Origin of the sequence: Pseudoalteromonas sp. TAE56, from assembly GCF_000497955.1 — a bacterium.
Lineage (GTDB): Bacteria > Pseudomonadota > Gammaproteobacteria > Enterobacterales > Alteromonadaceae > Pseudoalteromonas.
Genome location: NZ_AUTN01000104.1, coordinates 57,670 through 75,154 on the forward strand (window position 1 = coordinate 57,670; position 17,485 = coordinate 75,154).

18 protein-coding genes and 1 pseudogene are annotated in these 17,485 nt (G+C 39.2%); 9 read left to right on the forward strand and 10 right to left on the reverse strand.

Annotated features, from left to right (window positions below):
- The first annotated feature begins 1 nt into the window (after nt 1).
- From aceK to L656_RS0111770, 3 genes are all read left to right on the forward strand, one after another.
- Nucleotides 2–1,774, forward strand: coding sequence for a bifunctional isocitrate dehydrogenase kinase/phosphatase (aceK, locus tag L656_RS0111760; RefSeq protein WP_024599362.1), 1,773 nt, complete (start codon nt 2–4; stop codon nt 1,772–1,774).
- A 64-nt stretch (nt 1,775–1,838) separates the two neighbouring features.
- Nucleotides 1,839–2,801 carry a zinc-binding dehydrogenase gene (locus L656_RS0111765; RefSeq protein WP_024599363.1) on the forward strand — a complete coding sequence of 321 codons (963 nt, stop codon included), beginning with the start codon at nt 1,839–1,841 and terminating at the stop codon, nt 2,799–2,801.
- A gap of 62 nt (nt 2,802–2,863) precedes the next feature.
- Nucleotides 2,864–3,115 (forward strand): DUF2999 family protein, encoded by a 252-nt coding sequence (locus tag L656_RS0111770; RefSeq protein ID WP_007582532.1) that lies wholly within the window; start codon nt 2,864–2,866, stop codon nt 3,113–3,115.
- Nucleotides 3,116–3,194: 79 nt separating this feature from the next.
- Here the strand turns inward: L656_RS0111770 and L656_RS01000000122225 are convergent.
- Nucleotides 3,195–3,660, reverse strand: a pseudogene (locus L656_RS01000000122225) (fasciclin domain-containing protein).
- Nucleotides 3,661–3,842: 182 nt separating this feature from the next.
- On the opposite strand from L656_RS01000000122225, the gene lepB reads away from it, so the two are divergent.
- Nucleotides 3,843–4,493: a signal peptidase I gene (gene lepB / locus L656_RS0111780; protein WP_024599364.1), complete on the forward strand. Its 651-nt coding sequence runs from the start codon at nt 3,843–3,845 to the stop codon at nt 4,491–4,493.
- 36 nt (nt 4,494–4,529) lie between these two features.
- Here the strand turns inward: lepB and L656_RS0111785 are convergent, their stop codons facing one another.
- From L656_RS0111785 to metG, 3 genes are all read right to left on the reverse strand, one after another.
- Complete coding sequence (locus tag L656_RS0111785) at nt 4,530–5,096, reverse strand: bifunctional 4-hydroxy-2-oxoglutarate aldolase/2-dehydro-3-deoxy-phosphogluconate aldolase (RefSeq protein ID WP_050581865.1); 567 nt, start codon at nt 5,094–5,096, stop codon at nt 4,530–4,532.
- Between the two features lie 197 nt (nt 5,097–5,293).
- Entirely contained in the window at nt 5,294–5,443 is a 150-nt protein-coding gene (locus L656_RS1000000123095; RefSeq protein WP_241763433.1) for a hypothetical protein, read from the reverse strand.
- 128 nt (nt 5,444–5,571) lie between these two features.
- Nucleotides 5,572–7,593 (reverse strand): methionine--tRNA ligase, encoded by a 2,022-nt coding sequence (metG, locus tag L656_RS0111790; protein WP_024599366.1) that lies wholly within the window; start codon nt 7,591–7,593, stop codon nt 5,572–5,574.
- A 187-nt stretch (nt 7,594–7,780) separates the two neighbouring features.
- Here metG and apbC point away from each other — a divergent pair, with 187 nt between their 5' ends.
- Together apbC and dcd are read left to right on the forward strand one after the other, a co-directional pair.
- The gene (apbC, locus tag L656_RS0111795; protein ID WP_024599367.1) at nt 7,781–8,857 is read left to right on the forward strand and encodes an iron-sulfur cluster carrier protein ApbC; all 1,077 of its coding nucleotides are present in this window, start codon (nt 7,781–7,783) and stop codon (nt 8,855–8,857) included.
- Nucleotides 8,858–8,863: 6 nt separating this feature from the next.
- Complete coding sequence (gene dcd / locus L656_RS0111800) at nt 8,864–9,448, forward strand: dCTP deaminase (RefSeq protein WP_007582539.1); 585 nt, start codon at nt 8,864–8,866, stop codon at nt 9,446–9,448.
- Between the two features lie 16 nt (nt 9,449–9,464).
- Here the strand turns inward: dcd and L656_RS0111805 are convergent, their stop codons facing one another.
- Together L656_RS0111805 and L656_RS0111810 are read right to left on the reverse strand one after the other, a co-directional pair.
- Nucleotides 9,465–10,250, reverse strand: a complete 786-nt coding sequence (locus L656_RS0111805) for a CLCA_X family protein (protein ID WP_024590432.1) — start codon at nt 10,248–10,250, stop codon at nt 9,465–9,467.
- Nucleotides 10,251–10,274: 24 nt separating this feature from the next.
- Nucleotides 10,275–10,871 carry a tRNA-uridine aminocarboxypropyltransferase gene (locus tag L656_RS0111810; RefSeq protein WP_024599368.1) on the reverse strand — a complete coding sequence of 199 codons (597 nt, stop codon included), beginning with the start codon at nt 10,869–10,871 and terminating at the stop codon, nt 10,275–10,277.
- A 137-nt stretch (nt 10,872–11,008) separates the two neighbouring features.
- On the opposite strand from L656_RS0111810, the gene L656_RS0111815 reads away from it, so the two are divergent.
- Together L656_RS0111815 and L656_RS0111820 are read left to right on the forward strand one after the other, a co-directional pair.
- Nucleotides 11,009–11,353: an Hpt domain-containing protein gene (locus tag L656_RS0111815; RefSeq protein ID WP_007582543.1), complete on the forward strand. Its 345-nt coding sequence runs from the start codon at nt 11,009–11,011 to the stop codon at nt 11,351–11,353.
- A gap of 105 nt (nt 11,354–11,458) precedes the next feature.
- Nucleotides 11,459–12,676 (forward strand): pyridoxal phosphate-dependent aminotransferase, encoded by a 1,218-nt coding sequence (locus L656_RS0111820; RefSeq protein WP_024599369.1) that lies wholly within the window; start codon nt 11,459–11,461, stop codon nt 12,674–12,676.
- A 73-nt stretch (nt 12,677–12,749) separates the two neighbouring features.
- Here L656_RS0111820 and L656_RS0111825 read toward each other — a convergent pair whose 3' ends face one another.
- From L656_RS0111825 to L656_RS0111850, 4 genes are all read right to left on the reverse strand, one after another.
- Nucleotides 12,750–13,217 carry a glycine zipper 2TM domain-containing protein gene (locus L656_RS0111825; RefSeq protein ID WP_024599370.1) on the reverse strand — a complete coding sequence of 156 codons (468 nt, stop codon included), beginning with the start codon at nt 13,215–13,217 and terminating at the stop codon, nt 12,750–12,752.
- 178 nt (nt 13,218–13,395) lie between these two features.
- Nucleotides 13,396–14,016, reverse strand: coding sequence for a penicillin-binding protein activator LpoB (gene lpoB / locus L656_RS0111830; protein ID WP_007375407.1), 621 nt, complete (start codon nt 14,014–14,016; stop codon nt 13,396–13,398).
- Nucleotides 14,017–14,027: 11 nt separating this feature from the next.
- A complete protein-coding gene (locus L656_RS0111835) occupies nt 14,028–14,453 on the reverse strand; it encodes a YcfL family protein (RefSeq protein ID WP_007582549.1) in 426 nt (141 codons plus the stop codon).
- Between the two features lie 273 nt (nt 14,454–14,726).
- On the reverse strand, nt 14,727–16,091 hold the full coding sequence (locus tag L656_RS0111850; RefSeq protein WP_024599371.1) for a COG3014 family protein: 1,365 nt from the start codon (nt 16,089–16,091) through the stop codon (nt 14,727–14,729).
- A gap of 508 nt (nt 16,092–16,599) precedes the next feature.
- Here L656_RS0111850 and L656_RS0111855 point away from each other — a divergent pair.
- A complete protein-coding gene (locus L656_RS0111855) occupies nt 16,600–17,469 on the forward strand; it encodes a DMT family transporter (RefSeq protein ID WP_024590438.1) in 870 nt (289 codons plus the stop codon).
- Nucleotides 17,470–17,485: the final 16 nt, after the last annotated feature.

Genomic DNA, 17,485 nt, shown 5'->3' on the forward strand with positions numbered 1-17,485 from the left:
TATGCAAAATAGGTTAACAAATCAATCGAATAATGCGCTACAACATGTTGTAGCCAGTAAGCTTGCACGATCTGTTTTTGCTGGATTTGAGGCGATGTTTTCGCAATTTTTAAATATTACACTGGGTGCACAAAGCCGTTTTGAACAACGACAGTACCATAGTGTGCAAAGTGCTATGCGTGAACGTTTACAAGTGTATGAGCGCGAAGTGAAAAACGTGAGTGAAGCCGTGAGAGTTATTGCTTATGCTGAGCTTACTTGCCCGCAAACGTGGCAGTTAGCTAAAAATATTTACGGCGATATGGTACAAAATCACGAAAACAAACCTATTGCGCATACTTTTTTTAATTCAACGTTTGGCGCAATTTGGGACGATAAAAAAATTCGTACTGTGCATTTGTTTGTATTAAAAGCAAAGTATCGTAGTGAGCCGCGCTCTTATGAAAGCTTAGTGAGCAGGGTATCGCTACATAATGGGTTTAATAACGCCGTTAAAACGCTTATCACTAATCAAGTATTTAGAGTGCCGTTTAGTCATTTAGAACTTGATGTAGCCACATTACAAAGTACGTTAATGCAAGGCGCTAAGCAGCAATGCAAACAGGTGTACGAACTTATAAATTTAAACGACGGGTATATTGAATACGCCAACTCATTATTTTTTAGAAACAAAGCCTGTTATTTAATTGGGCGCTGCATTGCTAAAAATGGCGACAATATGCCTTTTGCTATCGCTATTTTAAATACTGATGAGGGACTAAAGCTTGATGCTGTAATGATGGGTGCCGATCAATTAAGTTTATTATTTGGTTTTGCACGCACCTATTTTATGGTTGATACCGATAAGCCCGCACGTTATGTAGATTACCTAAGTGTATTAATGCCACACAAACAACGCTTTGAGTTATTTAACGCCATTGGTTTTATAAAGCACGCCAAAACTGAGTTTTATCGGTATAAGGTCGATACGACTAAAAATAGCCCAGCCAACTTCAAGTATGTTAAAGCGCCAGGTACGCCAGGTATGGTAATGCTGGTATTTACTATTGAAGGGCTAGATTACGTTTATAAAGTAATTAAAGACAAATTTAGTGCGCCAAAAACAGCCACCAAAGCACAAGTGATAGACAAGTATAACTTTGTAAAACAAGCCGATAGGGTTGGTCGTTTGGTAGATACGCACGAGTTTAGATATTTAGCATTTGATTTAAGCCGTTTTAGTGATGAATTGCTTGAGCAGATGAAAAGCCAAATTGGTAGCAGTATGGTTATATCGGGTAAGGCACTCATTTTAAAGCACGTTTATGTTGAGCGTAAAATGACCCCGCTTAATTTATATATTAACCAATGCGATAACAAAACCCTAGAACGAGTAATGCATGACTACGGTAAAGCAATTAAAGAGTTAGCGGGCGCTAATATATTTCCGGGCGACATGCTAATGAAAAACTTTGGGGTAACGCGATGGGGGCGAGTGGTGTTTTACGACTTTGACGAAATTTGCCCACTAACCGATTGCAACTTTAGAGACGTTCCACAAACCCAAAATGCACTCGAAGAGCTAAGTAGTAACTCGTATTTTGATATAGCTGAAAACGATATATTTCCGAGCCAATTTAAGGTGTTTTTTAGCGCCAACGATATTGCGTTTAACTATTTTAATAATGAGCACAGTAACTTGTTTTTAGCGACGTTTTGGCAGAGTTGTCAGCAACAAGTACATAATGGTTATCTACCCGATGTTTATCCTTACAAACAAAGTTGGCGCTTTTGAGGTTGTTTGAATCTGTATTCATCCCCATTTATATGTTATTACAGTTTTTAAACTTGGAGCAACAATGAAATATATTTCTCATGAAGATGGTAATCTTGCATTTAGTGAAACCGAAAAACCGGTTTTAAAGAGCCATGAAGTACTTGTTAAAGTTGCAGCAATAGGTGTAAACCGTGCAGACAGCATGCAGCGCCAAGGTAAGTACCCGGCCCCTGCGGGAGATAGCCCTATTTTAGGTTTAGAATGTGCGGGTACAGTCACCGAGCTCGGTAAAGATGTAGATAACACTTGGCTAAACAAACGTATTTTTACGTTGTGCTCAGGCGGCGCTTACAGTGAATATGTAGCCGTTGATGCAAAGCAGCTTATGGAATTACCCGATGATGTAACAATGGCTGAAGGCGCTGCAATAAGCGAAGTGTATTTAACAGCATTTGGCGCGTTATTTGAGCTTGGTAAATTACAAAAAGGGCAAACAGCGCTTATTCATGCAGGTGCTAGTGGCGTGGGCGGTGCAGCAATTCAAATGGCCAAAAGCGCAGGTGCTACCGTTGTTATTACCGCAGGTACGGATGACAAATGCCAACATGCAAAAGAGCTCGGTGCCGATCATGCAATTAACTACAAAACCACCGACTTTGTAGAATATATGAAAGCAAATGACTTAACAGCAAATGCAATTGTAGATCCGGTGTCGGGGAGTTATTTAAATAAAAATGCCGCTATTGCAGCGATGGATTGCCAAATTGTGATGCTTGCATTTTTAGATGGACGTTTTGCAGAAGTTGATTTTGCGGCGCTTTTACGCAAACGTATTTCGTTTCATGCATCAACACTTAGAAACCGCAGCATTGATTTTAAACGCCAGGTGCGCGACGACTTTGTAGCGCGTTTTTACAATGATATTGCCACTAAAAAGTACGACTTTAACCTGTATAAAACATTGAATTGGAGCGACGCAAACGAAGCTCATGCTATTTTAGAGCGTAATGAAAATGCTGGTAAAGTTGTTTTACTTGTAGAGTAACTCTTTAATTTTAGGGTTTAGCCCATATACTAAGCCCTATAAAAAACACTTAAGGTTTAATAATGAATCCAATACTAGCAATACTTAAAGAGCACAATGTAAGCGACGAAAAAGTAAAAGCATTGTTTGAAGCGTTTACTCAAAACCCAATGATGGCAATGGCGCTTGTTCAAGAGCTTGGTATTCCGCCAGAAAAACTACAGCAACTAATGGCAGTAGTAATGACTCAACCGCACCTTATTAAAGAAGCGACTGACGAACTTGGTTTAGATTTTGAAAAAGTAAAAGAAGCGAAAGAAAAACTAAATCAATAATTTGTTATGTGATGAAAAAAATAAATAAAAAAGCATAAGTACTTACTTATGCTTTTTTATTTGGCTTATTCTTTTATGACTACTCTTTTGGAAGTAGTACTGTGTCGATAACATGAATTACGCCGTTGCTTGCTTTTACATCAGCTTTTACAACTTTAGCGTCATTTATCATTACGCCCATACTGTCGGCTTTAACCATCACTGATTGGCCTTGTAGTGTTTTAGCGCTATCTACCTTCATTACATCGGCTGNCCGCCGTTAGCTTGTCTTTGTTTTCAGGCTTGAGAAGCATTTCTACAGTGCCTTCAGGTAATTTAGAAAATGCAGCATCTGTTGGTGCAAAAATAGTAAATGGTCCCTTACCTTGTAGCGTTTCAACTAAGCCTGCGGCTTTTACAGCAGCAACAAGGGTAGTAAACGAACCATTTTCAACGGCTACTTCAACAACGTCTTTTTTCATACCGTGATGATCAGCATAAGCCGCTGTAGTAAATCCAAGGCTTGCAGTTGTAAACAATAATGCAGTAGTAATTTTCTTAAACATTTTATTTTCCTTTAAGTTAATACCCGTTGGTTTCGTTAAATGTTACGACGCTCTAAATTTAATCGATCATTTATATTTTGAGTAAACATGTTTTGTTACATCATTGATTGAACTGCAGCTAATTAGCAAAGTCATATAAACAGTTACTCAATTAAAGACTTGTTCAATTGAAGGGAATAGGCATGAAATTAGTTTATAAGTTTTGGAAAAATAACCGCTCTCTTATCGTATTTATTGCACTGATGAGCGTATTTAGAAGCGCTGTTGCTGATTGGTACGAAGTGCCAACAGGCTCAATGAAGCCAACAATTCAAGAAGGTGACAGAATACTTACCGATAAAATGGCCTACGATATTCGCGTCCCATTTACGCACATAAAATTACTAAAACTAGCGGACCCACAAACCGGTGATATTATTGTTTTTGACTCACAAGCTGCCGATAATCGTTTAATTAAACGTGTAATTGGTGTGCCAGGAGACACCGTTGCGCTTGAAAATAATGAGCTCATTATTAATGGTAAAAAACTTAATTATGCAGATAAGCAAAGCAATATAGACTCGCTTGATAAAATCGAAGATTTAAACGGATTAGAGCATTCGATAAGAGTGGCAAATATTCCTTCACGTTTATCGGGGTTTGATGCAATTACAATTCCTGATGATTATTATTTAGCAATGGGTGATAACCGCGACAATAGCGCTGACTCGCGTGTCATAGGTTTAATTCCGCGTAATGAGTTATTAGGAAAAGCAGAACGCGTTATAGTGTCTCTTGATTACGATAACTATTACCTACCAAGAAAAGACCGCGTATTGAAAAAGCTCAATTAAAAAAGATGATTAATTTTATAGTTAAAGTATAACTGCCTATTTAGGCAGTTTACTTATATAGTTTTTTACAAGCTTGCTAAGGTCACTACGTTCTTGTTCGGTATTTAATATCTTACAAAAATCGCCACTGACTGCAGCACCACAAGCGCCTGCTTCAAACCATTGTGATAAGTTATCCAAAGTAATACCTCCAACAGGCATTAGTTGCGCCTCTGAAAATGGGCCTGTTAACGCTTTGAAGTAACCAACGCCCATACTGCCCGCAGGAAACACCTTAATAATATCTGCGTTATATTCAATTGCATTTGCTACATCGGTAGGTGTTAGCGCGCCCATTAGTACGGGTAACCCGTGCTGGTGGGTAAGTTCGACAACTGATTTGTTGGTATTTGGCGTTACAATAAACTGTGCGCCTGCATCAATTGCTTGCTGAGCAAGGGTGGTGTTAATTATTGTGCCTGCACCAATAAGTGCGTTTTTATGCGCTGCACGCGCTTTTGCTATTTCTTGCTCAAAGACAGGTGTGTTTGAAGTGATCTCTAATGCGTTTATGCCCGCATTTATTAGGGCCTGTTGACCTTTCAGGATTAAAATTTGTTCAATCTAGGGGCTATTTAATCGCGGCGCGAGGTTTGTAACCTAGTGGGCTAAGTAAAAACCGAGCAACAAAGAGTAAATTGCCCCTAGGCAGAACCCTTCGGGCAGCGCCTGTTTGGCATTTATGCTGCGTTATCGCCTATTTATGGGGAATAACCACACTACATAGGCTCTGCCTTGCCTAAACACCAAACAGTCTGCTGCTAATTTAACCTCGAAAGATAAACAGGCCCTAAACAATCAATTAATGGTGCTACATCGGTTTGTTGTTTTAAGCGCAGTATGGCGACTAACTTGTGTTGCTTTATTTGGCTACTTACTTTTGTTCTGTTGGTATCTAAAATTTGGGTCATAATTACAATTCACTTTATTTAATGCAAAGGCGTTTGTATAAACGGCTAGGCTTAATATATGACTAAACATTACTTTTGCCCATAAAAAAACCGCTGATGTATCAGCGGTTTTTATTGTATGAGTAATATTACATTACGCGCATACCAGGCTCTGAGCCGTCATCTGGGTTAAGAATATAAATTTCTTTTCCGCCAGGGCCTGCTGCTAATACCATGCCTTCAGACATACCAAAGCGCATTTTACGAGGCTTAAGGTTAGCAACCATAACGGTTAGCTTGCCTTCAAGATCCTCAGGTGCATAAGCCGATTTAATACCCGCAAACACCTGGCGAGTTTCGCCGCCTAAATCAAGTGTTAGCTTAAGTAGTTTATCTGCGCCTTCTACGTGCTCTGCTTTAGCAATCTTAGCTACGCGTAAGTCTACTTTTGCAAAATCATCGAACTCAATCTCGTCGCTAATAGGCTCTTTTGCAAGTGGGCTGTTAGGGTCAATTGTTACTTTTGGTGCTAAGCTTTCTTTAGATTCTTCAACCATTTTATTTACTTTATCCATTTCAACACGTTGCATTAACGGTTTGAATTTATTGATAGGGTGGCTTACTAGCGCATTTTGAACACCATCCCACGCTAATTCATCATTTAAAAACGCTTCAACGTTTTCAGCCATTTCTGGTAGCACAGGTTTTAAGTAAGTAATTAAAACGCGGAACAAGTTAAGACCAAGAGAACACACTTCGTGTGCTTCTTGTTGTTTTGTCTCGTCTTTAATTAATACCCAAGGTGCTGCGCCATCAATAAATTGGTTTGCCTTGTCGGCAAGCGCCATTATTTCGCGAATTGCGCGGCTGTAATCGCGGTTCTCATAGTGTGTTGTAATGCTAGGTGCAGCCGCTTGAAACTCTGCTAACAGCTCTGGTTGCATAATAGTGCTGCTTAGCTTGCCATCAAACTTTTTAGTAATAAAGCCAGCACAACGGCTCGCTATGTTTACTACTTTACCTACTAGGTCTGAATTTACGCGTTGTGCAAAGTCTTCTAGGTTTAAATCAAGATCAACAATACCGCTGCTTAATTTTGCTGCGTAGTAGTAACGTAAGTACTCTGGGTTTAAGTTATCTAAATAAGTACGCGCTTTAATAAACGTACCCTTTGATTTAGACATTTTTTCGCCATTTACAGTAACAAAACCATGAGCGAATACGTTAGTTGGCTTTCTAAAGTTAGCGCCTTCTAGCATTGCTGGCCAAAATAAGCTGTGGAAATAAATGATGTCTTTACCAATAAAGTGATAAAGCTCAGCGTCTGAACCTTCAGCCCAAAACTCATCAAAGTTGATGCCTTTTTTATCACATAGGTTCTTAAAGCTCGCCATGTAACCAATAGGTGCATCTAACCAAACGTAAAAATATTTGCCCGGTGCATTTGGAATTTCAAAACCAAAGTAAGGCGCATCACGGCTAATATCCCACTGTTGCAGACCATCGGTAAACCATTCGTCTAGTTTGTTAGCCATTTCTTGTTGAATAGTGCCCGAGTGTAACCACTCTTTTAGCATGCCTTCAAATGCTGGCAGGTCAAAAAAGTAATGTTCAGAATCTTTAAGTACAGGCTCTGCACCTGACATTACAGAACGCGGATTAATGAGTTCGGTAGGGCTGTATGTAGCACCACACGAATCACAACTGTCGCCGTTTTGGTTTTCAGATTTACACGTTGGGCAAGTACCAGTTACAAAACGATCGGGTAAGAAAATACCTTTTTCTGGATCGAATAATTGCGAAATAGTGTGCTTTTTAATATGACCGGCATCGTTTAGGCGGTTATAAATAAGTTCGCTTAATTCTTTGTTTTCTTGGCTGTGCGTGCTGTGGTAGTTATCAAATTTGATATTAAAGTCAGCGAAGTCGCGTTGGCGCTCTATGCTCACTTGTTTTACCATTTCTTCAGGCGTGATCCCTTGCTTTTGCGCATTAAGCATAATTGGTGTGCCGTGGGCATCGTCTGCGCAAACATAATAAGCTTCGTGGCCCTGTAGTTTTTGAAAACGTGACCAAATATCAGTTTGAATATATTCCAATAAATGACCTAAGTGAGTAGGGCCATTTGCATAAGGTAATGCGCTGGTAATCAGGATCTTTCGCTGCGTCATAATCATTCCGAATTGAGGATAAAACGCCGTTTTTATTATACAAACGGCAATTATCATTAATTTATCTACAAGCTATCTGCTTAGAGTGCGCACAGCTTATGGATTTTTATTAATTGACTGGTGTTAATGCCCTGAATGTTACATAATTCCGTGGCACTTTTCATCAAAGAAACGCTATTTAATTGCTATGTTTGGACTGTCGAAACTATTCTCTTCTAAATCGGTGCAAAAACAACCGATTATTACTGCCTTAGCGGCATATCGTAGTGCGGCTTTTGCCGTCGGTATTGACGAAAGCTTCATTGATACTATTACTCAAAATGACGATAAATCACTACACATTAAATTAACCCTGCCATTTGCTGGGCAATCAGAAATGCCTTTAGTTGAGCAACACGTAAGTGAAAGCTTAAATGTGTCTGTAACAATTAGCGCCAAGGTTATCATTAAAGAGGCAGCTAAGTTTAAGGCGATTAAACATATTGTGCTTATTGCCTCAGGCAAAGGCGGAGTAGGTAAATCGACTACTGCTGTTAACTTGGCGGGCGCCCTTAAAAACGAAGGCGCAAAGGTGGGTATTTTAGACGCTGATATTTATGGCCCATCTATTCCAATGCTTTTAGGCTTGGTGGGCGCAGAGCCCGTCACTAAAGATAACAAACAGCTACAGCCTTTTGATGCAAACGGCATTAAAGCGCAGTCAATTGGCTTTTTAGTCCCAAGCGATGATGCCACAGTATGGCGCGGACCAATGGCGTCAGGCGCGCTTAGCCAATTGCTTAACGAGACTGATTGGGGCGAGCTTGATTATTTAATTGTAGATATGCCACCGGGCACTGGTGATATTCAACTTACAATGAGCCAAAAAGTACCAGCGAGCGGCACTGTTATTGTCACTACGCCGCAAGACTTAGCCCTTGCCGATGCGCAAAAAGGCATTGCTATGTTTAATAAAGTAAACGTGCCAGTGCTGGGCTTAATTGAAAACATGAGTTATTACATTTGCAGCCACTGCGGTGAAGCTAACCACGTATTTGGTAAAGACGGCGCACAAAAACTTGCGCACAAGCACGGCGTACCCGTACTTAGTCATATTCCTCTTGCAATCGATATACGTGAGTATTCTGAGCAAGGAAAACTTATTGCCAACGATAACGACGCGGCAATAAGCAAAACATACAGCGCAGCAGCGAGGCTTATAGCCAGCACGCTCTATTATCAACAGCATCACAATGCGATTGAAATTGTGATTACAGAAGATTAATAAATAATGAGACTTTCAGACACACATATTAATGAATACCTAAGCGATGGTCGCATTGTTATTGAGCCTGCGCCAACAAGTGACATGATTTCAGGTGTAACTGCTGATTTACGCTTAGGTAATAAATTCAGAACTTTTAATGCACACAACGCAGCATACGTCGATTTAAGTGGTCCAAAAGATCAGCTAAATAAAGCCATGGAATCAATCATGAGTGAAGAAATAGTGCTTGATGAAGGTGAAGCATTCTTTTTACACCCAGGTGAACTTGCACTTGCTATAACACACGAAAAAGTAACTCTGCCAGCAGACATAGTAGGGTGGTTAGATGGGCGCTCATCGCTTGCGCGTTTAGGTTTAATGGTGCATGTAACAGCGCACCGAATAGATCCAGGCTGGAGCGGTAATATTGTTTTAGAGTTTTACAACTCAGGCAAATTACCACTGGCGCTTCGTCCACTGATGAAAATTGGTGCTATGAGCTTTGAAATGCTATCGGGCCCGTGTGAAAACCCATACAACATTCGTAAAGATGCAAAATATAAAGATCAAAACAGCGCAGTAGCAAGTCGCATTAGTGACGATAAGTAACCACTAAATAAAGCTTTTATTCGTCTATTTTATGAAGCGCGTAACCCAGTAGTTCAAAATACTGGTTAAGCGCTTCATTTGCTTTATTAATATGCCCAATATTTGGGTATATTAAATTACTACTTTGTAAGCCCCCCACTAAAAAGCTATTTTTTATATTTGAATGCTGCTCAATACAGGCTTCAAAACAACGTGCGGCAAGCTCCTCTGGCATACTCATATAATTCATATTGTGAGCTTTATCGTGTTCTATGCATGTTTGTACAAAGTTATTAGCATCAACGCCGTGCTCATCTAAAAATACATTTTTATAAAAACTGTTCAAAGCATTATTAAGTGGGTGCGATAAATTAGGTGTGTTTGAAAGCCATAGTTTTGAGGCAAAACCAAATCGTGGTTTTGCTGCAAATAAATGCTCGCTTATATGATGATCAAACGCATGAAACCATTCGTGAGCAAGTGCACCACCGCCTGCATTTTTTGCAAGGGCAAGCGTTTGAGATGCTGCATTATAATGCGCTTGTACACCTTTTTGGCCGCCATGGCCGAATGCAAAGTTAAGCTTCCCGCGCAGGCCAATAGCTTTGGGCGGTAAATGCAGTATTTGTGCAAGGTCGGCCAGTGCATCGTAAATTAAATTAGCGCTAATGTAGCGCTCTTCTTTAGTTACCCATTTACCGACGACCATAGATCTAAAGCCAAAGGTATCTCTTATATCGCTAAAGTCGACTTGGTCGTCAAAGCGATAGTCGGGGCCTTGGCGAGTAAAGCCACGTTTTAGCCTGTTAGGGTAGTTACGCATTGCAAGTTTCATATAGTAACGAATTTAATCTAAGTAACGTGCTTTTACGTGCTCGGGCATGTGTTGGGTTTGTTTTTGTATTAATTCATCAAGCACATTATAAAGTGGTGCAGGATTTAGCTGCTCTATTAAAAACAAACTATGCGCTACAGCTTCAAGTGTGGATAGGCTGTCAGCCCTAGGGGCTTTACGAATAGCATAACGATTTTTAGGTAACTGTTTAAAACTGACCGTTTTGAATTGATTTAGCAATGTGGTGAGCTGCAAAATTTTGTAGGCTTTTTTCCATGTACCATCAACCACGATTAAATGGGTGATGTTTTTTATATTAGATTGCTCAGCGCTATCGTCTAAATTAATAGCGTTTTCGTTAGGGTAGAGCAAAACAGTTGAGCTTACGGGCAGTGATTTAAGAATAGAAAAGTCGTCATTATTTTCGCCTTTGACTATTTGGCAATCAGTTAGACACAACTTGAGTAGTTTAGCGGTATTTTTTGCTATTTTTTCTTCGCTTGGGTGCTGTAGAATAATAATCTTAACTTTGTTGTTTATATTTGTAATTGCGCTGCAAATACAGGTGTTAAGTGCAAAGTTACAATGATTACAAAGTGTGCGTGCCATTTAATAAACTTTTTGTTGCCAGTATGATCCTCGCAATTATACATTTATGAGGTAATTAAGTTGGTTTTTTTTACGCATCAATATAAAGTAGTACTATTAAACTGTAATTTACATGGATTGTTTTAAGGGCTTAAAATATGACAGAAATAAATATTGATACATCAGCATTAGAGAGTATGGAATCGTTATTGGGTGAGCAGTTTGCTGATACACTTGATTTTTGCTGCTCGGAGTTTGAGCGATTAGGCTCTGAAGTTTTAGCAACCATTGGAAAAGACAGAGAAGCGGCGATTCGTCATTCTCATAGCTTAAAATCTAACGCTGCGCAGTTTGGTGCTTCAAGCCTTGCTGAAGTATCTCGCGTTATTGAACAAAATTTAAACCTAGATAACTTAGCTGAAGCCATCGACGCATCTAATAGCTTAATGGCTCAAGTAACAGGCTCTCAAGCTAAGCTAAATGAATGGTTAGCATCTCGTTAATTATTGAAACTGAAACGTGAATTTATTTCAGTATTAAGCGTTTAAATAGGCTGGCATTTTACGCCTTTACTAGGTTAGTCTAAAGACTCACTAGTCGAGGTAAAAATGTCTGATATTAAAAAGAGTCACAAATTAGAAGGTGTATGTTATGACATTCGTGGGCCGGTTTTAGCGCAAGCTAAAAAAATGGAAGACGAAGGTCAAAAAGTATTAAAATTGAATATAGGTAATCCGGCTGCTTTTGGTTTTGATATGCCAGAAGATATGCACCGAGATATTATCCGCAACTTATATTCAGCCCAAGGTTACTGTGACTCTAAAGGCCTCTATTCAGCCCGCGTGGCTATTTATCAGCATTACCAACAACGTGGATTACATAATTTAGATGTAGATAACATTTATATTGGTAATGGCGTAAGCGAACTTATTCAGATGATCACCCAAGCGCTATTAAATAATGGCGACGAAGTGCTTATTCCTGCTCCAGATTATCCACTTTGGACTGCTTCGGTCACGTTATCGGGTGGTAATCCGGTGCATTATTTATGCGATGAAGAGCAAGATTGGTTTCCGGACATTGCAGATATAAAAAGTAAAATCACGTCTAAAACTAAAGCTCTGGTATTAATTAATCCTAATAATCCTACTGGTGCGGTTTACAGTGATGATTTGTTAATGCAATTAATTGATATAGCGCGTGAACATAAACTGCTGTTATTGAGCGATGAAATTTACGAAAAGATTTTATACGATGGTATAACGCATACTTCAATCGGCTCACTTTGCGACGATGTGCCTATTATTACTTTTAATGGTTTAGCTAAAACCTACCGTGCAGCGGGGCTGAGAATGGGGTGGATGGTTCTAAGCGGTCGTACCTCGGTAATGGATGATTTACGCAAAGGCCTAGAAATACTTTCATCTATGCGTTTGTGCGCAAATGTACCTGCACAGTATGCGATTCAACAGGCTTTGGGCGGCGTGCAATCAATTGATAATTTAATTAACCCTGGTGGTCGCTTATACGAGCAGCGTGATATTGCATGGCGCGGGCTAAATGCAATTGAGGGCATAAGTTGTAAAAAGCCAAAAGGGGCGTTGTATGCGTTTGCAAAGGTAGATACCGCACATTTTAATATTAAAGATGATGAGCAAATGATGTTTGATTTACTCAAAGCCGAAAAAATATTACTTGTGCATGGCAGGGCATTTAACTGGCCAGAACCTGATCATTTTAGATTGGTGTTTTTGCCAAACAAAGATGATTTGTCGGATGCGATGATAAAAATGAAACGCTTTTTTAAAGATTACCGCCAAGTTTAATTTAAAAATAAATAAACAAAAAACGAGCCAATTTAGGCTCGTTTTTGTTTTAAACGTCAATAGACATAACTATTTAATACGCAGTATCTACTCGAACAGTGTTGTCGGTTAAGTATACTAACCTTACGTTGTCACCTTTGCTAAAACGCATTGATTGGTCTTGATCTTGAACGACCATAAATTGATCTCCATTTTCAACTTGTATCAACAACTCTACAAAATGACTTTGTTCGTAATGACTTTTTTGCTGACTATTATGCGCTACGTTACCACCTATTATAGAACCAAGTATGGTGGCAACAGTGCGTCCGCTTCCGCCACCAAACTGGTTGCCTACTACGCCACCGAGTAATGCACCGCCGAAGGTTTTCCAGCCGTTGTTTTTGTCTTGAATGATTTCTTGTTCGGTAATATTGCGTACCGATTTTACGTCACCAAATAAAACTTGCTGCACAGGGACTGCTTTATTGCGCTCGTATTTAGCAAACGTAGGCGCGCTTATTGTAAGTAAAGCGCACATAATTACAGTAATTGCTTTCATAACTTGCTCCTTTTATATCAACCTGCATAAATCTTTGATCAATTTAACGAATTAAATTGCGCTATAACGTCGTTAAAAATTTTTTATTTAGAACAACTAAATACAAAAATTTTTGCCTAGTACTAGCGTAATTTTCTTAACGTTAAATAGACCCCATATATAAGCAGATTGGTATTGGCTACCAGCCAAAGGTTGATTTTTCTTTAGTTTTACGAATTTCAGTTTCGTCTGCCCACTCAACTAGGCCGCTTTCCATATCCATTAAACGCATTGTAAATTTGTAGTATACGTCTGATTTATCGGCATTTGATTTAACGATGCTCGATAAATTTCCGTATAACATATATTGCGCGCCAATTTGTTTACCAAATGCAACGGCTGTTGCAGGGTTAACAAGGGCATCTTCGTTTTGAAACGTTAATTGCTCACGTACTGACTCAACACGCGTCATATCTACAAAACGGAACTTACCACTGCGTAGCATTTGCGTTGAGATTGAATCGGTGATTGATTCAGTATCAATGTGCTCACTAGTTTTGTTTTTAATACGCTCAACAAATACTACAGGGCGTTTATTAGCGGTCATTGTGCCAACAACGGGTGAGCTGAGTAATGAGTCGGTCATTTGGCTCGCTACTTTTTGTAAGTCGGTAGAACCAAAATTAATATCTGTTGTTTCTACTGCTTGTGCATCGCCATAACTTACTACGGCTTTATTAGCACAGCCACTTAATACTAAAGCGCTTAGGCCAACTAAAGCGTAAGTTGATGCTGTTTTAAATTTGTTACTGATGATCATGGTTGTTTCCTTTAATCTTTAAATTCTTGTGATTCGGTAGACACTTCTCTTACTGCTAAAGAAAAGGTAACCGCATCAGAGCTAGGTGCTAAGCCCGGTAATTGTGTTTTTGCAAAACCAAATAAGGTGAGTGCTTGCCAAGGTGAATGATTGCCTTTAATAACAAAGCCGTCTTTATCAAACCAATTAAATTGATATTGCAAATACTGTGATTTTTTATACTGGCTCGAAAGTGTCACTACTACATCGGTCAACTGGTTGGTTTGACGTGTTTTAACATCAGTAATGGCCAGCTTTTTACCGAGCTCTGGGTTATCTACACGTAATTGCTCATTAAACTGATTTTTATTTTGTTCAACAGAAATACCCGATGTAACCGGTTTGCTGGAACATGCACTGAGCATTAAGACTGCTAATAATGGCGCTATGTATTTCATGATGGCTCCTGGGCCTATTGACCTTTATGGATTAAAATTTATTTTATCTAAGGGCGATTTAATCGAGCCGCGAGGTTTGTAACCTAGTGGGCTAAGTAAAAACCGAGCAACAAAGAGTCAATCGCCCCTAGGACGAACCCAACGGGCAGCGCATGTTTGGCATTTATGCTGCGTTATCGCCTATTTATGGGGAACAACCACATTACATAGGCTCTGCCTTGCCTAAAAACCAAACATACTTCTGTAAATTCAACCTCGAAAGGTTAATAGGCCCTAAAGTTGAACTACGTGATAATTAAAGTAGTTATTAATAGAGGTTAAGTAAATTAACGTTAACCCTTGCTTACTAACGGTAAAATTTATAGGTGCTTGTGTGCCTATATGCAGAGAATGCTCACCTGTATTTAGGCTTTGCCTTGCAACACTTATTTGATTTGGAAGTGTAAGCCAGCTACGTGTATCAGCTTGCTCAGACGCCAAATTATAAATATTAGCAAGTATGTTACCTACATCACCGGCACTGCGAGCAAGTTCTGCACGCACTTTCTCTTTAGCTACTAATCTAAGTACTTGGCGAGCTACTTTTGCAGGTATTTGATCTTCTAATGTTTTTGCTGCAAGTGCTTCAATGTGTACTAATGGGCTCAGCTCTAAGCTTTGTGCATCTATGTTTATATTATTAAGGCGGCGTACATAGGCATTATCTTTATATACTGGCATTGCAAGGCTGTAAAAGCGTGCATCGCCGCGTGATGAATAAATTGGTAAGCGCAGTTTAAATTCATCTTGTTTTGGTACTAAGCCTTGTTCAAATAAAACAATTACTTCGCCTTGCGTTGCAGAAATTGTGGGTGCATCACTAAAACGTTTTTTAAATTCGCTTAGGTCTTGGTCAAACCCTTGTTTTTTAGCAAGGCGCATTACGTCCTGCTGTAAATAAATATTGTTAGGTTGTATAGCCAGTGCTTTTTTATAATCAATATAAGCATCGTCATACTGTTTAGCACTTTGGTAAAGCAAAGCAGATAAATAAAATGTGTAGGCATTTTGAAAGCCATTTTTCACGTCTCTGGTCACATTGCCCATGCTAGGGTAGTGCTGCTGCGCTTCCTTAACTGTTGAGTCGCCATCTGTTTTATTTTCGCTTAGTGCATCAACTTGTACTTTATTAGCGCGGCGAATTTCGACCAAAGCGCCTTCTACATCATTTTTATACACGTAGTTAAGTGCTTTATAACTATGAAGCATACTCATTTCGTAAGCCGGTGGCACATAAGTTATGGCTGAGTCGTTAGTAAATAACGCATTGCTTTGCTCAAGCCCCACACTTACTTGTATTTTGGCGGCTTCACGTTTTTTTTGCATTTGCGTATACACGTTCTCAAATTTACTTTGTGCCTCTTGTGGCGTATTGGCTAAGTCGTTTAAGCGAGCTTGCTCAAGTTGGTTGAGTAAGTAGCTGCTGTGCATGGTGCTATTATCGGCAATAAGGGATTGCGCTTCTTCGATATTGTTTTTCTCGATCGCATTTCTTATTGGTGTCATTTGCGTGGCATAGTCATTAAATAGGTCATTAAAGCCCATTGTGCTACACCCACTTAAAATACAACAAAAGCTTAAAATTATACTTAGGCGCACTGCGCACTCCTCTCAATTTACCTGCATACATTAACATACTATTTTTGGCTAAATGTGTGAAATATTGTAAAAAATCGTAGAGTAATACTGACTGTTAGCATTCAAATATAAGATGATATTAGTGAACAAAGTGTGAATTTTTCTTGTTGAGTAACAATAGTGAAATGCTTAAGGTACTTTATTGGTCTTATTGAATACAATGATCCCTAAAGCGTAATGATAAATGAATTTTTTAAATGAAGTAATTGCTATTCACTAAGTCGTATACGAAAAAGACTAAAAGGATATCTTGTGTTGTAGACACCGTATTTTGCAAATGCGGCTAAGATTTGAGTATAAATGATCTAGTTTATTAAAACTAAATACTCTCTTTGCACAGTTATACCAATCCTGTTTAAATGTGCTGCTCATTAAGCGGTTTTATAGGCGCTTATGACAATGTTTTTAGCTTAGTAGGTTAATTAATTGAAATAACGCTGTAATTTGTTTTTATTGCTAAGGAATTTTTTTGAAAGCTACGTTGTACACAATCATTGCTTTAATTGCGTTTGCTGCAAACTCTCTTTTTTGCAGAATGGCTTTAGCCGAAGGCTATATAGATGCTTGGAACTTTACAGTTATTCGCTTACTCAGTGGTGCTGCGTGTTTGGGTATTATAATGGCTATCTATACTCATAATTTAAAACGAAAAGGCACATTTAACCCCGCTATTTTAAGTGATAAAGGAAGCTGGCGAAGCAGTATAAGCCTTTTAGTTTATGCACTTTGTTTTTCGATTGCATACGTAGAGCTGGATACAGGCACCGGTGCACTGATTTTGTTTTCAGCCGTGCAACTCACTATGATTGGCTGGGGTATATATCAAAAAGAGCAGTTGAGTGTGCTTCAGTGGTGCGCGTTTATAGTGGCGCTAGGTGGGTTTGTATATTTAATGCTGCCATCTGCTGCTGTACCTTCATTATTAGGTGCATCACTTATGGCACTCAGTGGTGTGGCATGGGGTATTTACAGTATTCGCGGTAAAGTGTGCGTATCGCCACTGCGTACTACGGGGTTTAACTTTATAAGAAGCTTAGTGGCTATCCCTGTTTTATTACTTGTTGGCATGAGTTATTTAAAAAATATGAGTATTGAAGGGGTTTTGCTTGCATGTGCCTCGGGTGCGATAGCGTCTGGAATTGGTTACAGTGTTTGGTATGTGGCTATGCCACTGCTTAAAAGTACCCAAGCTGCTGTTGTGCAGCTTTGTGTACCTGTACTTGCAGCCGTTGCCGGGGTCTTGTTTTTATCAGAGCAGGTAACAATGGAATTTATAGTAGCAAGCTCGTTAATATTAGGCGCTGTGCTGGTATTTATTTTAAATAAAAAGAAGGTTTAATATCATTTAAGTTAAC

Bases quoted from the DNA above. Each gene is read 5' to 3' on its own strand.
- L656_RS0111805 (WP_024590432.1), bottom strand. From the start codon at position 10,250: ATGCGTAACTACCCTAACAGGCTAAAACGTGGCTTTACTCGCCAAGGC.
- L656_RS0111820 (WP_024599369.1), top strand. From the start codon at position 11,459: ATGTCTGATATTAAAAAGAGTCACAAATTAGAAGGTGTATGTTATGAC.
- metG (WP_024599366.1), bottom strand. From the start codon at position 7,593: ATGACGCAGCGAAAGATCCTGATTACCAGCGCATTACCTTATGCAAAT.
- aceK (WP_024599362.1), top strand. From the start codon at position 2: ATGCAAAATAGGTTAACAAATCAATCGAATAATGCGCTACAACATGTT.
- L656_RS0111835 (WP_007582549.1), bottom strand. From the start codon at position 14,453: ATGAAATACATAGCGCCATTATTAGCAGTCTTAATGCTCAGTGCATGT.
- L656_RS0111770 (WP_007582532.1), top strand. From the start codon at position 2,864: ATGAATCCAATACTAGCAATACTTAAAGAGCACAATGTAAGCGACGAA.
- L656_RS0111825 (WP_024599370.1), bottom strand. From the start codon at position 13,217: ATGAAAGCAATTACTGTAATTATGTGCGCTTTACTTACAATAAGCGCG.
- L656_RS0111815 (WP_007582543.1), top strand. From the start codon at position 11,009: ATGACAGAAATAAATATTGATACATCAGCATTAGAGAGTATGGAATCG.
- L656_RS0111810 (WP_024599368.1), bottom strand. From the start codon at position 10,871: ATGGCACGCACACTTTGTAATCATTGTAACTTTGCACTTAACACCTGT.
- apbC (WP_024599367.1), top strand. From the start codon at position 7,781: ATGTTTGGACTGTCGAAACTATTCTCTTCTAAATCGGTGCAAAAACAA.
- L656_RS1000000123095 (WP_241763433.1), bottom strand. From the start codon at position 5,443: ATGACCCAAATTTTAGATACCAACAGAACAAAAGTAAGTAGCCAAATA.
- dcd (WP_007582539.1), top strand. From the start codon at position 8,864: ATGAGACTTTCAGACACACATATTAATGAATACCTAAGCGATGGTCGC.
- L656_RS0111765 (WP_024599363.1), top strand. From the start codon at position 1,839: ATGAAATATATTTCTCATGAAGATGGTAATCTTGCATTTAGTGAAACC.
- lpoB (WP_007375407.1), bottom strand. From the start codon at position 14,016: ATGATCATCAGTAACAAATTTAAAACAGCATCAACTTACGCTTTAGTT.
- lepB (WP_024599364.1), top strand. From the start codon at position 3,843: ATGAAATTAGTTTATAAGTTTTGGAAAAATAACCGCTCTCTTATCGTA.